Below are 20245 nucleotides of genomic sequence, written 5' to 3'. Positions count from 1 at the left end.
ACATGTGCCTTGGAATCCCGGGACAGATCGCGGAAGTCACCAACACGGAAGCGAAACTCGCGCTGGTGGACGTGCTCGGCGTGCGTCGCGAGGTCAACATCGCCTGCGTGATCCGCGACGGCGAGACAGCGGAGGACGTCGTCGGCGCGTGGGTGCTGGTCCACGTCGGCTTCGCGATGAGCCGGATCGACGAGAAGGAAGCACAAATCACCCTCGATCTGCTGCACGCGCTCGGCGAGGCTCAGGCCGAGGCGGCGGCGCTACGTGGAGTGGAGGCAACGACATGAACACGACTTCCGGACAACTCGCTTCGTTCTATCCGCACCTGGCCCCGCACGCCACGCCGGATCCGCACGCGATCGACGCCGCGCTGCTCGACTCGGTGCGGCAGAAATCCGGCGAAAGCCTCGTCGTGAAGCAGGCCTTCTTCGAGGCCCACGGCGCCGACGTGGTCCGCGCCGCGCACATCGTCGCCGATTGCTACCGCAACGGCGGCCGCCTGTTCACCCTCGGCAACGGCGGCTCGAGTTGCGACGCCGCGCATATCGCGGTCGAGTTCTCGCACCCGGTCACCGCCGGCCGGCCGGCGCTGCCGGCGCAGAACCTGGCGCAGGACATGGCGATGATCACCGCGGTCGGCAACGACGTCGGCATCGACAACATCTACGAACGCCAGGTGCTGGGCCTCGTCAGCAACGGCGACTGCGCCATCGGCGTGTCGACCAGCGGCAACTCGCGCAACGTGCTGCGCGGGCTGGAGGCGGCAAAGCAGCTCGGCGCCGGCACCATCGCGCTGACCGGAAGCGACGGCGGCGAGATGGCGCGCGCCGGCTACGTCGACCTGTGCCTGTGCGTGGGCAGCGACAGCATCCATCGCATCCAGGAAACCCATGTGGCGATCTACCACATCCTCTGGGACCTGGTGCACACGCTGCTCGCCAGCGATCGCGGGCCGGCCGGGGGCGCGGCGGCGCGAACCGAAGCGCAAGACGGAGGTGCGGCATGAAATTCGTCGACGAATTCCGCGACCCTTCGACCGCGAAGGCGTTGCTGCGCGAAGTCACCGCCTGCCTGGACCAGCTCGGCGCGACCGAGCAGAACCCGGTGCAGGTGATGGAAGTCTGCGGCGGCCACACCCATTCGATCTTCCGCTATGCGCTGAAGGACCTGGTGCCGAAGTCGCTGGAATTCGTCCACGGCCCCGGCTGCCCGGTCTGCGTGCTGCCGATGGGCCGCGTCGACGACTGCATCGCGATCGCGCAGCGGCCGGAGGTGATCTTCACCACCTTCGGCGACGCGATGCGGGTGCCCGGCTCGAAGCTCAGCCTGCTGCAGGCGCGCGCCAACGGCGCCGACGTGCGCATGGTGTATTCGCCGCTGGACGCGCTGTCGCTGGCGCAACAGCATCCGGATCGCGAGGTGGTGTTCTTCGGCCTCGGTTTCGAGACCACGATGCCGTCGACCGCGATGACCGTGCTGGAGGCGAAGCGCCGCGGGTTGAAGAATTTCTCGCTGTTCTGCAACCACATCACCATCGTGCCGACGATCAAGGCGGTGCTGGATTCGCCGGGCATGCGGATCGACGGCTTCATCGGCCCCGGGCACGTCGCCATGGTCACCGGCAGCGCCCCGTTCCGCTTCATCGCCGAGCGCTACCACCGCCCGCTGGTGATCTCCGGCTTCGAACCGAACGACATCCTGCAGTCGCTGTGGATGGTGCTGAGGCAGTTGCTGGAGAAGCGGCCGCGCGTGGAGAACCAGTACGCGCGGCTGGTCGACCCGGACGGCAACCGGGTCGGCATGCAGGCCATCGCCGAGGTGTTCGAACTGCGCGAGTTCTTCGAATGGCGCGGGCTGGGCTCGATCGACCATTCCGGCGTGCGCATGCGCGCGCCCTACGCCGCGTTCGACGCCGAACGCAAGTTCACCGTGCCGAACGCGAAGATCGCCGACCCGAAATCGTGCCAGTGCGGCGAAGTCATCAAGGGCGTGCTGAAGCCCCAGCAGTGCAAGGTGTTCGGCAAGGCCTGCACGCCGCGCACGCCGCTCGGCGCGCTGATGGTGTCCAGCGAGGGCGCATGCGCGGCCTATTACCAGTATTCGACGCATGCGGTGGAGGAAGTCGCATGAACGCGGTCGCCAAGCCCCGGGCCGTCGACCACTGGCGCGACCAGCACATCACCCTCGCCCACGGCGCCGGCGGCCGCGCGATGCGCGAGCTGATCGAGGAGGTCATCGTGCCGGCGTTCGACAACGGCCTGCTCGCTCCGCTGGAGGACCAGGCGCGGATCGCCGGCAGCCTGCTCGGCCACGGAGAGAGCCTCGCCTTCACCACCGACAGCTTCGTGGTCTCGCCGTTGCGCTTCCCGGGCGGCGACATCGGCCGGCTCGCGGTCTGCGGCACGGTCAACGACCTCGCCGTCGGCGGCGCGGTGCCGAAGCATCTGAGCTGCGCGCTGATCCTGGAGGAAGGCCTGCCCGTCGAAACGCTGCGCGAAGTGCTGGCGAGCATGGCGCGGGCGGCCGAAGAAGCGGGCGTCAGCATCGTCACCGGCGACACCAAGGTGGTCGAACGCGGCGCGGCCGACGGACTGTTCATCACCACCGCCGGCATCGGCGCGATCCCCGCCGGCCGCGACACCGGGCCGCGGATGGTGCGGCCCGGCGACAAACTGATCGTCAACGGCACGCTTGGCGACCACGGCATCGCGGTGATGGCCGCGCGCAACGACCTCGCCCTGCAGATCCCGGTGCAGAGCGATGCCGCGCCGCTGAACGGGCTGGTCGAGGCGATGTTCGCCGCCGCACCGGGGCTGCGCTGGCTGCGCGACGCCACCCGCGGCGGGCTGGCGACGATAACGAACGAATTCGCCCGCGAGGGCCGCTTCGGCATCGTCCTGGACGAAGCCGCGATCCCGGTCGCCGATGCGGTGCGCGGCGCCTGCGAGATCCTGGGCTTCGACATCCTGTACCTGGCCAACGAAGGCAAGCTGGCCGCGCTGGTGCCGGCGGAGGAAGCCGACGGCCTCCTTGCGGCGATGCGGTCGCACCCGCTGGGCCGCAACGCCGCAGTGGTCGGCGAGGTGCATGCGGAACGCCCGGGGCTGGTGACGATGCGCTCGCGCTTTGGCGGCGAGCGCGTCGTGGACCTGCTGCTCGGCGAACAGCTTCCGAGGATCTGCTGATGCACGAACTCGGCCTCACCCGCAACCTCGTCGCCATCGTCAGCGAGCATGCCGCGGGCAGGCGCGTGCGCAGGGTGTGGCTGGAAATCGGTACCCGGAGCGCGATCCTGCCGGACGCGGTGCGCTTCTGCTTCGACGTCTGTTCGAAGGGCACCCCGCTCGAAGGCGCGCAACTCGACATCCTCGAACACGAGGGCGACCGGCTCAACATCAAGGCAATGGAGGTGGAACCATGTGCCTGACCTGCGGCTGCAACCAGAAAGACGGCGTGCGCATCGAAGGCGCCCATGGCGAGCACGTGCACGTGCTGCCCGACGGCACCCGCGTCGTGCACAGCCACGACCATGACCATGGGCACGACCAGCCGTTGCCTGTCGTCATGCTGCCGGCGCATTCCGGCTCGCATGCCCATCCTCACCACGCGGCTCCATCCACGGAAATGGAGGGTGCGGCAAGGCGTTCCGCATCCGCCGTGAGCCCGCCCTGGTCCCTGCCCTCCAACGGGGGGAACCACCACCATCACCACCATGATGCGCTGCGCAGCGGCCGCGAAAGCGATGCCGAACTGATCGAACTCGAAGCCTCGCTGCTGGGCAAGAACGATGCCATCGCAGCCTCCAACCGCGCGAGGCTGGCCGCGAGCGACGTATTCGCCGTCAACCTGATGTCCAGCCCCGGCTCGGGCAAGACCACGCTGCTGGTGCGCACGCTGTCCGAACTCGGCGCCGAACTGCCGATGACGGTGGTGGAAGGCGACCAGGAAACCAGCGCCGACGCCGAGCGCATCCGCGCCACCGGCGCGAAAGCGGTGCAGGTGAACACGGGGGCGGGCTGCCACCTGGAGGCCGACATGCTGGAACGCGCGATCGATATCCTCGATCCCGTCGCCGGCAGCCTGCTGTTCGTCGAGAACGTCGGCAACCTGGTCTGCCCTGCCCTGTTCGACCTCGGCGAAGGCGCGCGCGTGGTGGTATTGTCCTGTACCGAGGGCGACGACAAACCGTTGAAATACCCGCACATGTTCCGTGCCGCGGAGCTTATGGTGCTGACCAAGACCGACCTGCTGCCGTACGTGGACTTCGACGCCGACAAGGCGGAAGCGAACGCGCGCGCGATCAACCCCGGCATCGCCTGCCTGCGCGTTTCCAGCCGCAGCGGGGACGGCATGCAGGCCTGGTACGACTGGCTGCGCGCCGGGCGGGGGGGACAACGATGATGCGCACGAACGACATGGCGGCACGGGCCACGGTCCCCTTCGACGAGGCGGCACAGGCGCAGTCCGGGCTCGCCCGCGAGTGGCGGGTCGTGCTGGTCGGCCCGCGCCTGCGCAACGACGCACGGCTGCGCCGGCGCCTCGGCGCCGAGTACCGCGTCGATACCCACGACCGCGCGCGAGAGACGATGGCGGCGATGGACGAAGGCGACAGCGCTGCCGACCTGGTGATCGTCGAGCAGGTGCTGCTGGACGGCCGCGGCGTCGATCTGCTGCGCGAACTGCGCGTTCGTCACCCGAACACGGTGCGCCTGCTGGTGCTGGACAACGCCGATACCCAGGTGGTGCGCGACGCGATCAACGACGCCGCGGTGTATCAGGTGGTGATGACGCCGTGGCAACCGGAGCAGGTGCACCTGATGGTGCGGCGCGCGCTGGAATCGCGGGAGCTGGCGCGCATCCACCGCTACCTTTCGCGCGAGCTGAAGTTCGCCGACAGCGTGGTGCACCGGCAGAACGAGTCGATGCGCACCGCGCTGAAGGAAGTGTATTCGTTCGACAAGCTGGTGTTCGCCAGCACCGCGATGGCGGAAGTCTGCAACCTGGCGCGCAAGGCCGCGTTCACCGACCTGCCGGTGCTGATCGAGGGCGAGACCGGCACCGGCAAGGAGCTGATGGCGCGGGCGATCCACCTTTTCAGCCAGCGCCACAAGCTGCTGTTCATGCCGGTCAACTGCGGCGCGTTCAGCGACGAGCTGCTGCAGTCGGAGCTGTTCGGCCACCGCAAGGGCGCCTACACCGGCGCGTTCGCCGATCGCCTTGGCCTGTTCCAGGCCACCGACGGCGGCACCGTGTTCCTCGACGAGATCTCGGAGATCTCGCTGGCGATGCAGGTCGCGCTGCTGCGCTTCCTGCAGGAAGGCGAGGTGCGCCCGCTCGGTTCCGACCGCACCCTGCGCAGCAACGTGCGCATCATCGCCGCCAGCAATCGTCCGCTGCGCGACCTGGTCGCCAGCGGCAAGTTCCGCCAGGACCTTTACTACCGCCTGCGCGGCTTCGAACTGCGCATGCCGCCGCTGCGCGAGCGCAGCGAGGATATTCCGCCGCTGGTCCAGCACATGCTGGAGAAATACGCCGGCACCACCCCGCGCCACAACGCCGGGCTGGCCCCGGAAGCGATGGCGCGGCTCAGCGCCTACCATTTCCCCGGCAACGTGCGCGAACTGGAGAACGAGGTGCGGCGGATGATGGCGCTGGCCGAAGAGGGCGAGTTCATCACCACCCGGCACCTCTCGCCGGAGATCGCCAAGGCCTGGCGCCCGCCGCATGCCGCGCGCGACCACGACCCGTTCGAGGCGCTGCCGGGCAAATCGCTGAAGGACAAGGTCGAATTCCTCGAGATACGCCTGGTGCGCGACACCCTGGACCGCTGCCACTGGAACCACAGCAAGGCCGCGCGCGACCTCGGCCTGTCGCGGGTCGGGCTGGCGAACAAGATCAGGCGTTACGACATCCGCCGCTCCGGCGAGGTCGAAAACCTCGCGCCATGAACCAGGACGACTCCAGCCGGGTACTGCCCTTCCCCTGGTCGCGCGCTGCGCCGCCGCACAGCCCCGCCGGGGCGAAGGATCTCGGCATCGGCAGGATGGCGCAGCGCCTGGGCGTGGGCGACACCCATCTCAACGGTCACTGGTGCAGCCGTTGCCAGGGCATCTGGTACGGATTGATGCTGGAGACCGAGTGCCCTGCGTGCGGCAACCGCCGGGGCTGAATCGCGCTAAGGATGGTCTGATTTTTGCTCGTTATCCCAGCGAAGGCTGGAAGCGCTTCACAACAGCAAAGCTGGTCATCCAGTGCCTGTAAGCCACGGAACACAAAGGCACTGGATTCCTGCGTTCGCAGGAATGACAAGCAGGCAGCCGATTAATCAGACCTTCCCTAACGCTGCGCGCGGCGCAACCCCGCGGCGTGGCCCGCGCTGCCGAATGCGACGAAGCGCTGCCCGCACAGCGCGGCGGCCGCGGCCATGGCCGCCTTCAGGAAGGCGCGCGGATCGAACTCGTCGGGCTTCTGCGCCATCAGCTTGCGCATCGCGCCGGTCATCGCCAGGCGGATGTCGGTGTCGATGTTGACCTTCCGCACGCCGTGTCGGATGCCCTCGACGATCTCCTCGACCGGCACGCCGTACGTCTCCTTGAGGTCGCCGCCGAACTCGCGGATCGTCGCCAGCCATTCCTGCGGCACCGAACTCGAACCGTGCATCACCAGGTGCGTGTTCGGCAGTCTTGCGTGGATTTCCTTCAACCGCGCCATCGCCAGGGTTTCGCCGCTGGGCGGACGCGAGAACTTGTATGCGCCGTGCGACGTGCCGATGGCGATGGCCAGCGCATCGACGCCCGTCTTCGCGACGAAATCGGCGGCCTGCCCCGGGTCGGTCAGCAGTTGCGAGTGATCGAGCTCGCCGTCGGCGCCGGAACCATCCTCCTCGCCGGCGCGCCCGGTTTCCAGCGAGCCCAGGCATCCGAGTTCGCCCTCGACCGACACGCCGACCGCGTGCGCCATTTCGACCACCTTGGCGGTGACTTCGACGTTGTATTCGTACGTCGCCGGCGTCTTCATGTCCTCGCGCAGCGAGCCGTCCATCATCACGCTGGTGAAGCCGCTGCGGATCGAAGCCTGGCACACCGCCGGGCTGGCACCATGGTCCTGGTGCAGCACGATGGGGAGATGCGGGTACATTTCGGTGGTTGCCTCGACCATCCGCCGCAGCATGGGTTCGCCGGCGTACTTGCGCGCACCGGCCGAGGTCTGCAGGATCACCGGCGAATCGCAGCGGTCGGCCGCCTGCATGATCGCGTTGATCTGCTCCATGTTGTTGATGTTGAACGCGGGCACGCCGTAGTCGTGCTCGGCGGCGTGGTCCAGCAAGGTGCGCAAGGCGATCAGGCTCATGGTCGTCGGCTCGTGGTTCGGGAAGGGAAATGGTTGGCCGGCTGCGCAGGCAGGTCCGGCGATGCCGCGACGCCATCCTGCAGCGGCGCGGCGGCAAGGCGTTCTTTCAATCTCCGCCGCAGATGCGCAGTACCGCATCGACGACGGCTTCGGCGGTGATGCCGAATTGCCGGTACAACTCGCCGGCGGACGCGGAGGCACCGAACCGGTCGAGACCGACGACCGCGCCGCCGCGACCCACGTACTTCCACCAGCAGTCGGTCGCTCCCGCTTCCACCGCGACGCACGGAAGTCCCGGTGTCAGCACCTCGTTCCGGTAGCTCTCGGGCTGTTCGTCGAAGCGACGCGTGCACGGCATCGACACCACGCGGGTCGGGAGTCCGAAACTGGCCAGGCGCTCGTGCGCCGCTGCCGCCAGCGAGACTTCCGAGCCGGTCGCGAGGATGATCGCTTTCGCACCGTCTGTGTCGTGCAATACGTAGCCGCCGCGCAACACCCTTCGCCAGTCGCTGCCGCGCGTGGACAACTGCGGCAGGCTCTGCCGCGACAGCAGCAGCGCACTCGGTCCGCCGTCCTCGCCGGTGCGGCCGACCGCGGCGATCCAGGCGACCGCGGTCTCGGTGCGGTCGCAGGGCCGCCACACATCGAGGTTGGGGATCAGGCGCAGGCTGGCTGCATGCTCGACCGGCTGGTGGGTGGGGCCGTCTTCGCCCAGTCCGATCGAATCGTGGGTCAGCACGTGGATGACGCGCTGGCGCATCAGCGCGGCCATGCGGATGCCGTTGCGCGCATAGTCGGAGAACACCAGGAAGGTGCCCCCGAACGGCAGGTAGCCGCCGTGCAGGGCGATGCCGTTCATCGCCGCGGCCATGCCGAACTCGCGCACGCCGTAGTGCAGGTAGTTGCCGCGCTGCGCGGACGAGACGTCTTGCGCGCCGGGCCAGTTCGTCAGGTTGGAGCCGGTCAGGTCGGCGGAACCGCCCAGCAGTTCCGGCAGGCGTTGCGCGAGTTGCGCGATCGCCAGCTGGCTGGCCTTGCGCGTGGCGACGGGTGCGTCGTCGTACACGCCGTCGACGATGTCGTCCAGCGCCGTCTCCCACCCGGAGGGCAACGCGGCGGCGGACCCGCCGCCCTGGCCGGTGCGGCGGCGGAACTCGGCGGCGAGCTCCGGATGGCGCGACTCGTAGAGGGCGAAGCGCTCGCACCACTCCGCCTCGAGTTGCGCGCCACGCCCGCGCGCATTCCAGCAGCGGGCGATGTCTTCGGGCACTTCGAACTCGCCATGCGGCCAGTCGAGCGCGCGGCGCGTGGCCGCGACCTCGTCGGCGCCCAGCGGTGCGCCATGCACCGCCTCGGTGCCCGCCTTGTTCGGGCTGCCCTGGCCGATCCGGGTCTTGCAGCAGATCAGGCTCGGGCGCGCCCGCTCCATGCGGGCCTGCTGGATCGCAAGGTCGATGCTGGCGGCGTCATGGCCGTCGACGGCGGCAATGACCTGCCAGCCATAGGCCTCGAAGCGGCGCGGCGTGTCGTCGGTGAACCAGGCCTGCACCTCGCCGTCGATGGAGATGCCGTTGTCGTCGTAGAACGCCACCAGCTTGCCCAACCCCAGCGTCCCGGCCAGCGAACACGCTTCGTGCGAGATGCCCTCCATCAGGCAACCGTCGCCGAGGAAGACGTAGGTGTGGTGGTCGACGATGGTTGCGCCGTCGCGGTTGAACTCGGCGGCCAGGAGCTTTTCCGCCAGCGCCATGCCGACCGCATTGGCCAGGCCCTGGCCCAGCGGCCCGGTGGTGGTTTCCACGCCGGGCGTTTCGCCGTGCTCGGGATGCCCCGGCGTATGGCTGCGCCATTGGCGGAAGCGCTTCAGTTCGTCCAGCGGCAAGTCGTAGCCGCTCAGGTGCAGCAGCGCATAGAGCAACATCGACGCATGGCCGTTCGACAGCACGAACCGGTCGCGGTCAGGCCACTGCGGGTTGGCCGGGTTGTGGCGCAGGTAGCGCTGCCACAACACCTCGGCGATGTCGGCCATGCCCATCGGCGCGCCTGGATGGCCCGAGCTGGCGCGCTGCACTGCATCCATCGCCAGCACGCGCAGCGCATCGGCGCACCGGTGCGGCGCCGCCGTTGGCGCGGGAGGCACGGATTCGATGGCGATCTCGCGATTCATTCGACCTCCTCAAGCGGCGCGCTTCTTGCGATCCATCAACTGCAGGATCATCGGCGTGAAGATCAGCTGCATCGCCAGGCCCATCTTTCCGCCGGGGACGACGATGCTGTTCGGGCGGCTCATGAACGAGTCGTGCAGCATCGCCAGCAGGTACGAAAAGTCGATGCCCTTCGGCCGGGCGAAACGGATCACCACGAAACTCTCGTCCGGCGTGGGAATGTCGCGGGCGATGAACGGGTTCGACGTGTCCACGGTCGGCACGCGCTGGAAGTTGACGTGGGTCCGCGAGAACTGCGGCACGATGTGCTGCACGTAATCGGGCATCCGCCGCAGGATGGTGTCGACCACCGCCTCCTGCGAGTAGCCGCGCGTCTTCTGGTCGCGATGCAGTTTCTGGATCCACTCCAGGTTGATGATCGGGACCACGCCGACCAGCAGGTCGGGATGGCGCGAGACATCGGCCGCATCCGACTTCGCCGCGCCATGCAGGCCTTCGTAGAACAGCATGTCGGTGCCGTCGGGAATCTGCTCCCATGGCGTGAACGTCCCGGGCGACTGGCCGTACGGCGCGGCCTCGGCCTCGTCGTGCAGGTACTTGCGCGAGCGGCCGCGACCGCTTTCGCCGTAGTCGCGGAACAGCGCCTCCAGTTCGTCGAACAGGTTGGTCTCGGGGCCGAAGTGGCTGTAGTGCTTGTCGCCCTGCGCCTCGGCCGCCTTCATGTTCTCGCGCATCTGCAGGCGATCGTAACGATGGAACGCATCGCCCTCGACGACCTGCGCGCGGATGCCTTCGCGGCGGAAGATGTGCTGGAAGCTCTGCAGCACCGTGGTGGTGCCGGCACCGGAGGAGCCGGTGATGGCGATGATCGGATGCTTGACCGACATCAGCGTGCCTCCGGCAGGAACAGCGAGTTCTCGTGGAACAGCGGCGACGCGAACGGCCGGTCGCTGCCGTCGTCGGATTCCCGGTGGTAGCGCTCGATCCGCTCCACGTCGTTGCGCGCGCCGAGGATCAGCGGGATGCGCTGGTGGATGGCGTCGGGCAGCAGCTGCTGCAGTTGTTCGCGCCCGGTGCTGGCGCGGCCGCCGGCCTGCTCGACCAGCATCGCCATCGGATTGGCCTCGTACAGCAGGCGCAGGCGCCCCGCCCTGGCCGGAAGTTTCTCGTCGCGCGGGTACAGGTAGACGCCGCCGCGCATCAGGATGCGGTGGACTTCGGCCACCAGCGAGGCGATCCAGCGCATGTTGAAGTCGCGGCCGAAGTGGCCGTCGCGGCCGGCCTGGCAGTCCGCGACGTAGCGCTTCACCGCCGGTTGCCAGAAGCGCGCGTTCGATGCGTTGATCGCGAATTCGCCGGCGTCCGGGTCGATGCGCATCGCGGGGTGGGTCAGCACGAACTCGGCGCTGCCCGCGTCCAGGGTGAAGCCGTGCACGCCTTCGCCGATGCTCAGCACCAGCATCGTCGCCGGGCCGTACAGCGCATAGCCGGCGGCGACCTGGCGGTTGCCGGCCTGCAGGAAATCGTCTGCGCAGGGCGGCTCGTCGCCGGCGTGGCGCAGCACCGAGAAGATCGAACCGACGGTGACGTCGACGTCGATGTTCGACGATCCATCCAACGGGTCGAACGCCAGCAGGTAGCGCCCGCGCGGGTAGCGCTCGGGAATGGCGTACGGTTCGTCGAGTTCCTCGGACACCATGCCGGCGACCACGCCGTCGCGTTCGCAGGCGCGCAGGAAGATCTCGTTGGCGATCAGGTCCAGCGGCTTCTGCACCTCGCCGTGCACGTTGACCGCGCCGGCGCCCCTGCCGGCTTCCGCCAGCGCCCCGCGCGCCACCACGCCCGCGATGCTGCGCGCCGCGGCAGCCACCGCAAGCAGCAGCGACGCGAGGTCGCGGTCCGCCTCACTGGCGTACAGGCGCGCGCCAAGGAAGTCGCGCAGGCTTTCCCGGCGTACCTCGATCAGTGTCCCGGTCATGCGGTCCCCTCCCCGGCTGGCGATGCGTTGGCGAATACGCGACTGCTGCGGATGTCGGCGCTGTCGATGGAACGCAGCGCGTCGGCGTCGACTTCCCCGTCGCCGGCCAGTGCCGTCGAGAACAGGCGATTGGCCTGGCGCAGGCGCATGCGGTCGAGCGCGTTGCGGATCGAGCGCGCATTGGCGAAATGCGGCTGGCGCAGGCGCAGCGCGATGTATTCGCACAGCGCGGCGACGGCCTCGGCGTCGAGCCGGTAGTCCATGCGCCGCACCATCAGCCGCGCGATGGCAAGCAGCTCGTCCGGTGCGTAATCGGGAAAATCGATGTGGTGGGCGATGCGCGAGGACAGGCCCGGGTTGCTGCGGAAGAACACGTCCATGCGCGACTTGTAGCCGGCCAGCACCACCACCAGGTCGTCGCGCTGGTTTTCCATGGCCTGCAACAGGATCTCGATCGCTTCCTGGCCGTAGTCGCGCTCGTTCTCCGGTCGGTACAGGTAGTAGGCCTCGTCGATGAACAGCACCCCGCCCATGGCCTTCTTCAACACTTCGCGGGTCTTCGGCGCGGTGTGGCCGATGTATTGGCCAACCAGGTCGTCCCGGGTCACCGAGACCAGGTGGTTGCGGCGGATGTAGCCCAGGCCGTGCAGCAGTTCCGCCATGCGCTGCGCCACCGTGGTCTTGCCGGTGCCGGGGTTGCCGGTGAAGCACATGTGCAGGCTGGGCGGTTCGGCGTTCAACCCGAGTTGGCGGCGCGCGCGGTCGACCACCAGCAGCGCGGCGATCTCGCGGATGCGCGTCTTCACCGGCACCAGTCCGACCAGTTCGGCGTCCAGGCGCTCGAACACGTCCGCGATGCCGGCTTCGCGATACAACGCGGCAAGCGAGGCGCTGGCCACCGGCGGCGGTTCGAGGGTGCGGGCGACGTTCATCGCATGGCCTCAGTAACGCCGGCCGACCGGATGGTCCGTGGCGTAGGCGCGCAACGCATAGCGCTGCACGCGGCCCTGCGCCTCGGTGCGCAGCAGCTCGAAGCCGGGTTCCTCCGGCGGGCGGTTGACGATGAACGACAGGCGCACGGATTCGAAGCCGCGGGTCGAGTCGAACGCGTTGATCTTGATGTAATGGCGCGGGAACACCTTGCGGCACTCGCGCAGCTCGTGCACGACCGCGGCCGGGTCGGCCAGGTCGAACATCGGGTTGCCCCACATTTCCCAGTAGGCGTTGCGCGGGTGCGGATCGTCGGTGTATTCGACGGCCAGCGCCCAGCCCTGCCGCAGCGCGTAGGCCACCTGCAGGCCGATTTCCTCGTCGGTCAGGTCGGGCAGGAACGAGAACGTACCCTGGGTGATGCGCATGGCGGTTGCTCCGGTCAGGCGGTGGTCGGCGTCGGCACGAAGTCCGGCGTGTCGGTCGAGGCGTAGTCGAAGGTGACGTCCTTCCACGTCTCCAGCGCCGCCTGCAGCGGCGTGCACCAGCGCGCGGCGGCCTGCAGGATCTGCGGCCCTTCCCCGGCGATGTCGCGGCCTTCGTTGCGCGCCTTGACGATGGCTTCCAGCGCGACGCGGTTCGCGGTGGCGCCGGCCTGGATGCCGTGCGGGTGGCCGATGGTGCCGCCGCCGAACTGCAGCACGCAGTCGTCGCCGAACAGGTCGACGAGCTGGTGCATCTGCCCGGCGTGGATGCCGCCGGAGGCGACCGGCATCACCTTGCGCAGGCCGCCCCAGTCCTGCTCGAAGAAGATGCCGCGTTGCAGGTCGACCGCGTTCCTGGTTTCGCGGCACACGTTGTAATAGCCCTGCACCGTGTTCGGGTCGCCTTCGAGCTTGCCGACCGCGGTGCCCGCGTGCAGGTGGTCGACGCCGGCCAGGCGCAGCCACTTGGCGATGACGCGGAAGCTGACGCCGTGGTTCTTCTGCCGCGTGTAGGTGCCGTGGCCGGCGCGGTGCATGTGCAGGAGCATGTCGTTGTCGCGGCACCAGTTCGAGATCGACTGGATCGCGGTCCATCCGGCGACCAGGTCGACCATCACGATCACGCTGCCGAGTTCCCTGGCGAACTCGGCACGCTGATACATGTTCTCCATCGTGCCGGCGGTGATGTTGAGGTAGTGGCCCTTGACCTCGCCGGTTTCGGCGCTGGCGCGGTTGACACCCTCCATGCAATAGAGGAAGCGGTCGCGCCAGTGCATGAACGGCTGCGAGTTGATGTTCTCGTCGTCCTTGACGAAATCCAGCCCGCCCTTCAGCGCCTCGTAGACGACGCGGCCGTAGTTCTTGCCGGACAAGCCGAGCTTCGGCTTGGTCGTCGCGCCCAGCAGCGGGCGACCGAACTTGTCGAGGCGTTCGCGTTCGACCACGATCCCGGTCGGCGGCCCGCGGAAGGTCTTCACGTAGGCGACCGGAAAGCGCATGTCCTCCAGCCGCGCCGCCCTCAGCGGCTTGAAGCTGAAGACGTTGCCGATGATCGACGCGGTGAGGTTGGCGACGGAGCCTTCCTCGAACAGGTCCAGGTCGTAGGCGATCCAGGCGAAGTACTGCTGCGGCGTATCCGTGCCCGGCCCGGTGCCCGGCACCGGATCGACCCGATAGGCCTTGGCGCGGTATTGCTCGCAGGCGGTCAGGCGGTCGGTCCAGACCACGGTCCAGGTGGCGGTCGAGGACTCGCCCGCCACCGCGGCGGCGGCTTCCTCCGGGTCGACGCCTTGCTGCGGCGTGATCCGGAACAGCGCCAGTATGTCGGTATCGGCGGGCGCATAGTCCGGCGCCCAGTAGCCCATTTCCCGGTACTTGAGGACGCCCGGGTCATAGCGCTTGCGGGCGGGTGTGGCCGTGGCGGCCTGGGGGGTGGAAGTGGCGACCGTTGTGCTCATTACCGGACTCCGCGACTCGGGCATGGGGTGACCGTAGCCAGCGAAATACAAAAGGTAAATTCACAATTTGTTTGACTGGATTAAGCAATAGCTTATGCTTCAGCCATGATCCGCCACCTGACCCTCCGGCAGTTGCAGGTCTTCGTCGAAGCCACGCGGCTGATGAACTTCGCGCGCACGGCCGAAGCGCTGCACCTGACCCAGCCGGCGGTTTCGATGCAGATCCGCCAGCTTGAGGAGGCCGTCGGCCTGCCGCTGTTCGAACGCGTGGGGCGCAAGCTGGCGTTGACCGAAGCCGGCGCCCTGTTCCGCGGCCACGCCGCACGCGTGCTGGGCGAGCTGCAGGACGCCGGGCAATCGCTGCAGGCGTTGCAGGGACTGCGCGGCGGCATGGTCGTGGTCGGCCTGGTCAGCACCGCGAAGTACTTCACCCCGCGCCTGCTGTCGCGTTTCACCGAGCGTTATCCCGACATCGAGGTGCGGCTGTCGGTCGGCAATCGCGAGGTGCTGATCGGCCTGCTGGAGAACAACGAGATCGACCTGGCGGTGATGGGACGCCCGCCGGACAGGCTGGACGCGGTTTCCGAAGCCGCGGCCGAGAATCCGCACCTGCTGGTCGCCGCGCACGACCACCCGCTGGCCACGGCGAAGTCCTTCGACATCCACGAGCTGCGCCACGAGACCTTCCTGCTGCGCGAACCCGGCTCGGGCACCCGCAACGTGATGGAACAGGTGCTGAAGCAGCACCTGTTCGTGCCCGCGCGCACCAGCGTGATGGGCAGCAACGAGACGGTGAAGCAGGCCGTGATGGCCGGCATGGGCATCAGCCTGCTGTCGCTGCACACGCTGACGCTGGAGCGGCGCGCCGGCGAGGTGGCGCTGCTCGACGTGGTCGGCACGCCGGTCAAGCGCAACTGGCACGTCGTGCATATGCGCTCTAAGAAGCTGTCGCCGGCGGCGACGCGTTTCCGCCATTTCCTGCTCGAGGAAATGGCGCCGTTCCTGGCCGGATATTCCCCGTTGCCGGAAAAGTGATGCGGCTCCGGCGCACGCGGCGGCGCAAACGGGCCGGGGCGTCTTCCATCAAACCTGCATGGCAAGTTTGCACTTTCCACCCGGCCGGCCGGCCGGGCAGTCCATTCGCTGTGCAGTTCCGCAACGGGCGTTGATATCGGCCCCGTTCGCGGCGAGCTTGCGGCTACACGCAAACTGCTCGACAGCGGGGTCGATGCATGCCACGCAAGACCATGGTTGCCGCCGTACTGCTTGCCTGCCTGTCCCCTCCGACCTTCGCACAAGCCGTGCCGACGCCGGATTCCGACCCTGCGCCGGACGACAGGCATGCGACCGAACTGGAGCGCATCACCGTGCTCGGCCGCCGGCAAGACCTGGTCGGCAACGCCATCTCGGCATCGGAGGGTTCGGTCTCCGCCGACGACCTGGCCAGGCGGCCGTTGCTGCGCACCGGCGACCTGATCGAATTCGTGCCGGGACTGGTCGCCACGCAGCATTCCGGCAGCGGCAAGGCCAACCAGTATTTCCTGCGCGGCTTCAACCTGGACCACGGCACCGACTTCGCGACCTGGGTCGACGGCATGCCGGTCAACCTGCGCACCCATGCCCACGGCCAGGGCTACACCGACCTGAACTTCCTGATCCCCGAGCTGGTGCAGACGCTGACCTACCGCAAGGGCCCGTATCACGCCGACGTGGGCGATTTTTCCGCCGCCGGTTCGGCATCTTTCGAGCTGTTCGACAAGCTGGACCAGGGCCTGCTGGAAGTGGGCATCGGCGAGAACGGCTGGGGCCGCACCGTGTTCGCCGATTCGTTCGGCGCCGGCGGCGGCGATCTGCTGATCGGCGCGGAACTGCAGCGCGACGACGGGCCGTGGACCGACATCCACGAGGACGTGAACAAGCGCAACCTCGTGCTGCGCTACAGCCACGACGCCGGCAACGGCGTCTTCCGCGTCACCGCGATGGATTACCGGAATACGTGGAACTCCCCGGACCAGATCCCGCAACGCGCCGTCGACCAGGGACTGATCGACGCACTGGGTTCGCTGGACACCACGGTGGGCGGCGAATCCTCGCGCCACAGCCTGTCGGGCAGCTGGGACGGCAACGCTTTCGGCGGCCAGTTGCGCGTCAGCGCCTACGCGATCGGCTACAAGCTGAGCCTGTGGTCGGACTTCACCTATTTCCTCGACCATCCGGACACCGGCGACCAGTTCGAGCAGCACGACAACCGCCACGTCTACGGCTACAACGCGGTGCAGGAATGGAGCGACGACCTCGGCAAGTGGCAGTTCGGCGCGGAAGGCCGGCGCGACGACATCGCCGCGATCGGCCTGTACCACACGCAGCACCGCATGCGCCTGTCCACCATCCGCATGGACAGCGTGGTCGAAGACAGCATCGGCATGTTCGTTGCCCGCGAAACGCATTGGACGGACAGGTTCCGCAGCTATCTGGGCGTGCGCTGGGACCTCTACGACTTCGACGTGGACTCGCTGCAGCCGGAGAACGCCGGCCATGTCGGCGACAGTCTCGTTTCGGCGAAGGCCAGCCTAGCCTTCCGCGCCGCCGATGCGCTGGACCTCTACGCGAGCTGGGGCCAGGGCCTGCATTCCAACGACGCGCGCGGCACGACCACCCGCGTCGACCCGGTCAGCGGCGATCCGGTGAAGCCGGTCGATCCACTGGTGCGTTCGACCGGCCGTGAATTCGGCGCGCGATGGCAGCCGGGCAAAAAGCTCCACGCGACCTTCGCGCTGTGGGACCTGAAGCTGGACTCGGAACTGCTGTTCGTGGGCGACGCCGGCAACACCGAGGCCAGCCGCCGGAGCAAGCGGCGCGGCGCGGAACTGGGCATCTACTGGTTCCCGGACGAGCGCATCGCCGTCGACGCGGAACTGTCGTGGACGAAGTCGGAGTTCAGCGACAGCGCCCCGCAAGGCAACCGGATTCCCGGCGCGATCCCGTTCGTGGCCAACCTCGGCGTGCGCGCGAACTTCGACGGCGGCTGGTACCTGGGCGGCCGCCTGCGCCACTTCGCCGCCTACCCGCTGGTCGAGGACGGCAGCCACGAGTCCGCCGGCACCACCGTGGTCAACCTGCGCGTGGGCAAGGACTGGAAGCGCTTCGGCCTGGCGCTGGACGTGCTGAACCTGCTGGACAGCGACGACCACGACATCGACTACTGGTACGCATCGCGCCTGCCGGGCGAGCCGGCGGCAGGCGTCGAGGACACTCATTTCCACCCGATGGCGCCGCGCAGCCTGCGCCTGACCGCGCGCTGGTCGCTCTGAACGGCGCACCCGTCCGGCAAACAGGTTTGCAGGTCGGCCCGGGGCGCCGCGAACCGCTGCCTACCAACTATGCAATTGCGCGCTGCGGGATGACAACGGCCCCGCGCCCAATCCAGATTCACGGCCAGACATCGCGCGGGACATCTTGATGAACCAGCTTGCGGACGCCGCCCGCCCTGCCCTTGCCGCGATGGACGCGGTGGTGTTTCGTCCGATGCCCGCCGCCAACGGCCGGTCGGCGCCGCTGCGGTCCGGCGGCGCGCTGCACTTCGACGCCGGCGAGCGGCTGTCGCTGCTCGGCCTGTACGGCTTCATCGCCTTGTTGCACGCCATCGGCATCGGCACCCTGCTGTACTACCGCGACAGCCACCCGGCCCTGCTCGGCCTCGGCTTCGCCGCCTACATGTTCGGCCTGCGCCACGCGTTCGACGCCGACCACATCGCCGCGGTGGACGACACTGTGCGCTACATGTTGCAGAACGGCCGCAACCCGCTGGGCGTGGGTTTCTTCTTCTCGCTGGGGCACTCGACCATCGTGCTTGCGCTGGCGCTTGCGCTGGCCTTCGCCGCGGCAACGGTCGCGAGCGAGCTGCCGCAGATGAGGGAGATCGGCGGCATCATCGGCATGAGCGTGTCCGGCCTGTTCCTGTGGCTCATCGGCCTGCTCAACCTGCGCGTGCTGCTGGACATGCTGCAGGTGTGGAAGCAGGCGCGCAGCGGTACCCACGACCACGCGCACCTGGAAGGGCTGCTGGCGCAGCGCGGGTTCCTGAACCGGTTGTTCGGCGGCAGGTTGACGAAGTTCATCCGCCACAGCAGGCAGATGTATCCGCTCGGCCTGCTGTTCGGGCTGGGCTTCGACACCGCCTCGGAGATCGGCCTGCTGGCGATGACCGCCGGCGCCGCAAGCGGCAACCTGCCGGTGCCGGCGACGCTGGCGCTGCCGGTGTTGTTCGCCGCCGGCATGTCGCTGATGGACACCACCGACGGCGTGCTGATGACCAAGGCCTACGACTGGGCCTTCGTCAACCCGTTGCGCAAGATCTTCTACGGCCTGGCGACGACGACGCTGTCCGTGGTCGTCGCGCTGGCGATCGGCTCGGTCGAATTGCTGCAGGTGGCGATCGAGCGCTTCGGCTGGCGCGGGCCGTTGCTGGACCGGATCGCGACGCTGGACTTCGGCGTGCTGGGCTACATCGTGGTCGCCATGTTCCTGCTCGCATGGGCGCTGTCGGTGGCGATCTGGAAATTCGGCCGCCTTGAACAGCGGATAGGGACGCCCGCGCTGCACGCGCACGAACACGTCCACGCCGACCACACCCGGCACCGGCACGAGCATTTCCATTGATCGACCGGCAACGTGCGCCAACGGGCTTCGGCCCGCTGTCGCGAGGCGCACGATGGACGAGAGGTGCCCTACGGGTCGAAGCGCATCGCGAATGCGGCTTCCCCGGGAACGTCGACGAGCAGCAGGCGCCGCGGCTCCGCCGAATCGTCGATCCCCTGGTTGCGGAAGAACTCCTGCGATTCGACCACGCGGTCGCCGCGCGCATTGCGCAGCTTGACCTGCAGGCCGCCGGCGCCGGCGCGCAGCGGCATCAGCAGCCAGCCGTCGCCGCGTGCCAGCAGGGCCACGTTCTCGCAGGCGAACAGCACGCGTTCGTGCACATCGCGGGCCATGTGCAGGCGGCCGTCGCGGAGGACGATCTCGGCGACCGCTGCGCTCATGCCAGCGCCGCCAGCTTTTCGATCTCGGCGACGACGAGGGCGACGCCGCGTTGCGCCGCGGCACCGAGTTCCAGTCCGTAGTCCAGGCTGCCGGCTTCGATCAGGAAGACCTCGGCGTGGTCGAGGAAATTCTCGCCGTGCATCTTCTGCCCCGCATACAGCGCATGGTCCCAGCGCAGGCCGTGCATGCCGTAGCGATGTTCGGTCGGCGTTGCCGCCTCCTTCGCCGGGAGGCGATAGACCGCGCCCGGCTCCCCGCCGCTGCTGCACGCGTCGACGATGACGGTGTGCGCGGCGCCACGGACCTGGAACATCACCTCCATGCCCGAGGTGCCCGCGTCGATCAGCTTCATGGGGCTTTCCGGGCCCGGGTGTCTTTGCGACAGCCGCCGCACGACCTCGATGCCGGCGCCATCGTCGCTGCGCGCCGGATTGCCGCAGCCGATCACCAGCAGCATCGCGATTCCACCTGCTTCTGCCGGGGCGGCGCGAACCGCGAAGCGCCTTCGACGAGCCGCCCGCGGCCGACGCCGCTGCTGCCATCGGGATCCGTCAGATGCGCCACAGGATGCACGACCACTCCGGTTCCGCGTAGAGATCCAACTCGGGCAAGGCGCAGTACTTCTTGTGCAGCTCATAGTACATGCAGGTGCTGCAGGCCTGCTCGATCTCCGGGTCTTCCTCCCCCACGTACGGGGTCAGCGTGAAGCCGCCGATCCGCAGCCGGCCTTCGAGGTCATCGGGCGCCAGCTTCTTCAGCTCGGCGACCACGCGCTGCACGTCGGCATCCTCGTAGGCGCGCTGCTTCCAGTCGGTCTCGAGTCCGCCGGCCAACAAGCGA

The 20245-nt window shown here is 68.3% G+C and carries 21 protein-coding genes; 11 read left to right on the top strand and 10 right to left on the bottom strand.

Translation table 11 applies throughout. The features are described from left to right. Positions 1–2: 2 nt before the first annotated feature. From hypC to PCA_RS07720, 8 genes are read left to right on the top strand one after another with little or no spacing between them, the layout of a single operon-like run. Positions 3–287 carry a HypC/HybG/HupF family hydrogenase formation chaperone gene (gene hypC, locus PCA_RS07755; protein WP_181302014.1) on the top strand — a complete coding sequence of 95 codons (285 nt, stop codon included), beginning with the start codon at positions 3–5 and terminating at the stop codon, positions 285–287. Beyond that, a complete protein-coding gene (locus PCA_RS07750) occupies positions 284–1006 on the top strand; it encodes an SIS domain-containing protein (RefSeq protein WP_181302013.1) in 723 nt (240 codons plus the stop codon). The genes hypC and PCA_RS07750 overlap by 4 nt, the downstream gene beginning before the upstream one ends. Beyond that, positions 1003–2130, top strand: coding sequence for a hydrogenase formation protein HypD (gene hypD, locus PCA_RS07745; protein ID WP_181302012.1), 1128 nt, complete (start codon positions 1003–1005; stop codon positions 2128–2130). Before PCA_RS07750 ends, hypD begins: the two co-directional genes overlap by 4 nt. After that, positions 2127–3185, top strand: a complete 1059-nt coding sequence (hypE, locus tag PCA_RS07740) for a hydrogenase expression/formation protein HypE (protein ID WP_181302011.1) — start codon at positions 2127–2129, stop codon at positions 3183–3185. Before hypD ends, hypE begins: the two co-directional genes overlap by 4 nt. After that, positions 3185–3427, top strand: coding sequence for a hydrogenase maturation nickel metallochaperone HypA (locus PCA_RS07735; RefSeq protein ID WP_181302010.1), 243 nt, complete (start codon positions 3185–3187; stop codon positions 3425–3427). The genes hypE and PCA_RS07735 overlap by 1 nt, the downstream gene beginning before the upstream one ends. Further along, entirely contained in the window at positions 3418–4401 is a 984-nt protein-coding gene (gene hypB, locus PCA_RS07730) for a hydrogenase nickel incorporation protein HypB (protein WP_181302009.1), read from the top strand. Before PCA_RS07735 ends, hypB begins: the two co-directional genes overlap by 10 nt. Then, positions 4401–5948 carry a sigma-54 dependent transcriptional regulator gene (locus PCA_RS07725; protein WP_219918615.1) on the top strand — a complete coding sequence of 516 codons (1548 nt, stop codon included), beginning with the start codon at positions 4401–4403 and terminating at the stop codon, positions 5946–5948. The genes hypB and PCA_RS07725 overlap by 1 nt, the downstream gene beginning before the upstream one ends. Next, positions 5945–6169 carry a hypothetical protein gene (locus PCA_RS07720; RefSeq protein WP_181302008.1) on the top strand — a complete coding sequence of 75 codons (225 nt, stop codon included), beginning with the start codon at positions 5945–5947 and terminating at the stop codon, positions 6167–6169. Before PCA_RS07725 ends, PCA_RS07720 begins: the two co-directional genes overlap by 4 nt. Positions 6170–6336: 167 nt before the next feature. On the opposite strand, the gene fba is transcribed toward PCA_RS07720, so the two are convergent. The 7 genes from fba to PCA_RS07685 all read right to left on the bottom strand — a co-directional run bounded on the left by fba (position 6337) and on the right by PCA_RS07685 (position 14365). Beyond that, positions 6337–7350 carry a class II fructose-bisphosphate aldolase gene (gene fba / locus PCA_RS07715; protein ID WP_181302007.1) on the bottom strand — a complete coding sequence of 338 codons (1014 nt, stop codon included), beginning with the start codon at positions 7348–7350 and terminating at the stop codon, positions 6337–6339. A 106-nt stretch (positions 7351–7456) separates the two neighbouring features. Then, positions 7457–9517 carry a transketolase gene (gene tkt / locus PCA_RS07710; RefSeq protein ID WP_181302006.1) on the bottom strand — a complete coding sequence of 687 codons (2061 nt, stop codon included), beginning with the start codon at positions 9515–9517 and terminating at the stop codon, positions 7457–7459. A 9-nt stretch (positions 9518–9526) separates the two neighbouring features. Continuing rightward, on the bottom strand, positions 9527–10402 hold the full coding sequence (locus tag PCA_RS07705; RefSeq protein ID WP_181302005.1) for a phosphoribulokinase: 876 nt from the start codon (positions 10400–10402) through the stop codon (positions 9527–9529). Beyond that, a complete protein-coding gene (locus tag PCA_RS07700) occupies positions 10402–11493 on the bottom strand; it encodes a class 1 fructose-bisphosphatase (protein ID WP_181302004.1) in 1092 nt (363 codons plus the stop codon). The genes PCA_RS07705 and PCA_RS07700 overlap by 1 nt, the downstream gene beginning before the upstream one ends. Beyond that, complete coding sequence (gene cbbX, locus PCA_RS07695) at positions 11490–12425, bottom strand: CbbX protein (RefSeq protein WP_181302003.1); 936 nt, start codon at positions 12423–12425, stop codon at positions 11490–11492. Before cbbX ends, PCA_RS07700 begins: the two co-directional genes overlap by 4 nt. A gap of 9 nt (positions 12426–12434) precedes the next feature. Then, positions 12435–12851: a ribulose bisphosphate carboxylase small subunit gene (locus tag PCA_RS07690; protein ID WP_181302002.1), complete on the bottom strand. Its 417-nt coding sequence runs from the start codon at positions 12849–12851 to the stop codon at positions 12435–12437. 14 nt (positions 12852–12865) lie between these two features. Then, positions 12866–14365: a form I ribulose bisphosphate carboxylase large subunit gene (locus tag PCA_RS07685; protein ID WP_181302001.1), complete on the bottom strand. Its 1500-nt coding sequence runs from the start codon at positions 14363–14365 to the stop codon at positions 12866–12868. A gap of 105 nt (positions 14366–14470) precedes the next feature. On the opposite strand from PCA_RS07685, the gene PCA_RS07680 reads away from it, so the two are divergent. From PCA_RS07680 to PCA_RS07670, 3 genes are all read left to right on the top strand, one after another. Next, positions 14471–15400: a LysR substrate-binding domain-containing protein gene (locus PCA_RS07680; protein WP_181302000.1), complete on the top strand. Its 930-nt coding sequence runs from the start codon at positions 14471–14473 to the stop codon at positions 15398–15400. Positions 15401–15597: 197 nt separating this feature from the next. Beyond that, positions 15598–17676, top strand: coding sequence for a TonB-dependent receptor (locus tag PCA_RS07675; protein ID WP_219918613.1), 2079 nt, complete (start codon positions 15598–15600; stop codon positions 17674–17676). Between the two features lie 148 nt (positions 17677–17824). Then, positions 17825–19024, top strand: coding sequence for a HoxN/HupN/NixA family nickel/cobalt transporter (locus tag PCA_RS07670; RefSeq protein WP_219918612.1), 1200 nt, complete (start codon positions 17825–17827; stop codon positions 19022–19024). 68 nt (positions 19025–19092) lie between these two features. Here PCA_RS07670 and PCA_RS07665 read toward each other — a convergent pair whose 3' ends face one another. The 3 genes from PCA_RS07665 to PCA_RS07655 form a co-directional block, all read right to left on the bottom strand. Beyond that, positions 19093–19404 carry a hypothetical protein gene (locus tag PCA_RS07665; protein ID WP_181301999.1) on the bottom strand — a complete coding sequence of 104 codons (312 nt, stop codon included), beginning with the start codon at positions 19402–19404 and terminating at the stop codon, positions 19093–19095. Beyond that, positions 19401–19862: a hydrogenase maturation protease gene (locus tag PCA_RS07660; protein ID WP_181301998.1), complete on the bottom strand. Its 462-nt coding sequence runs from the start codon at positions 19860–19862 to the stop codon at positions 19401–19403. Before PCA_RS07660 ends, PCA_RS07665 begins: the two co-directional genes overlap by 4 nt. A 94-nt stretch (positions 19863–19956) precedes the next feature. After that, a partial coding sequence (locus PCA_RS07655) for a hypothetical protein (protein WP_219918611.1) occupies positions 19957–20245 on the bottom strand: 289 nt, incomplete at its 5' end.

This window comes from Rhodanobacter sp. PCA2, assembly GCF_013620825.1.
Lineage (GTDB): Bacteria > Pseudomonadota > Gammaproteobacteria > Xanthomonadales > Rhodanobacteraceae > Rhodanobacter_A.
Note: the sequence above shows the minus strand (reverse complement) of the source record. Positions and strands in the feature narration are given on the sequence as shown.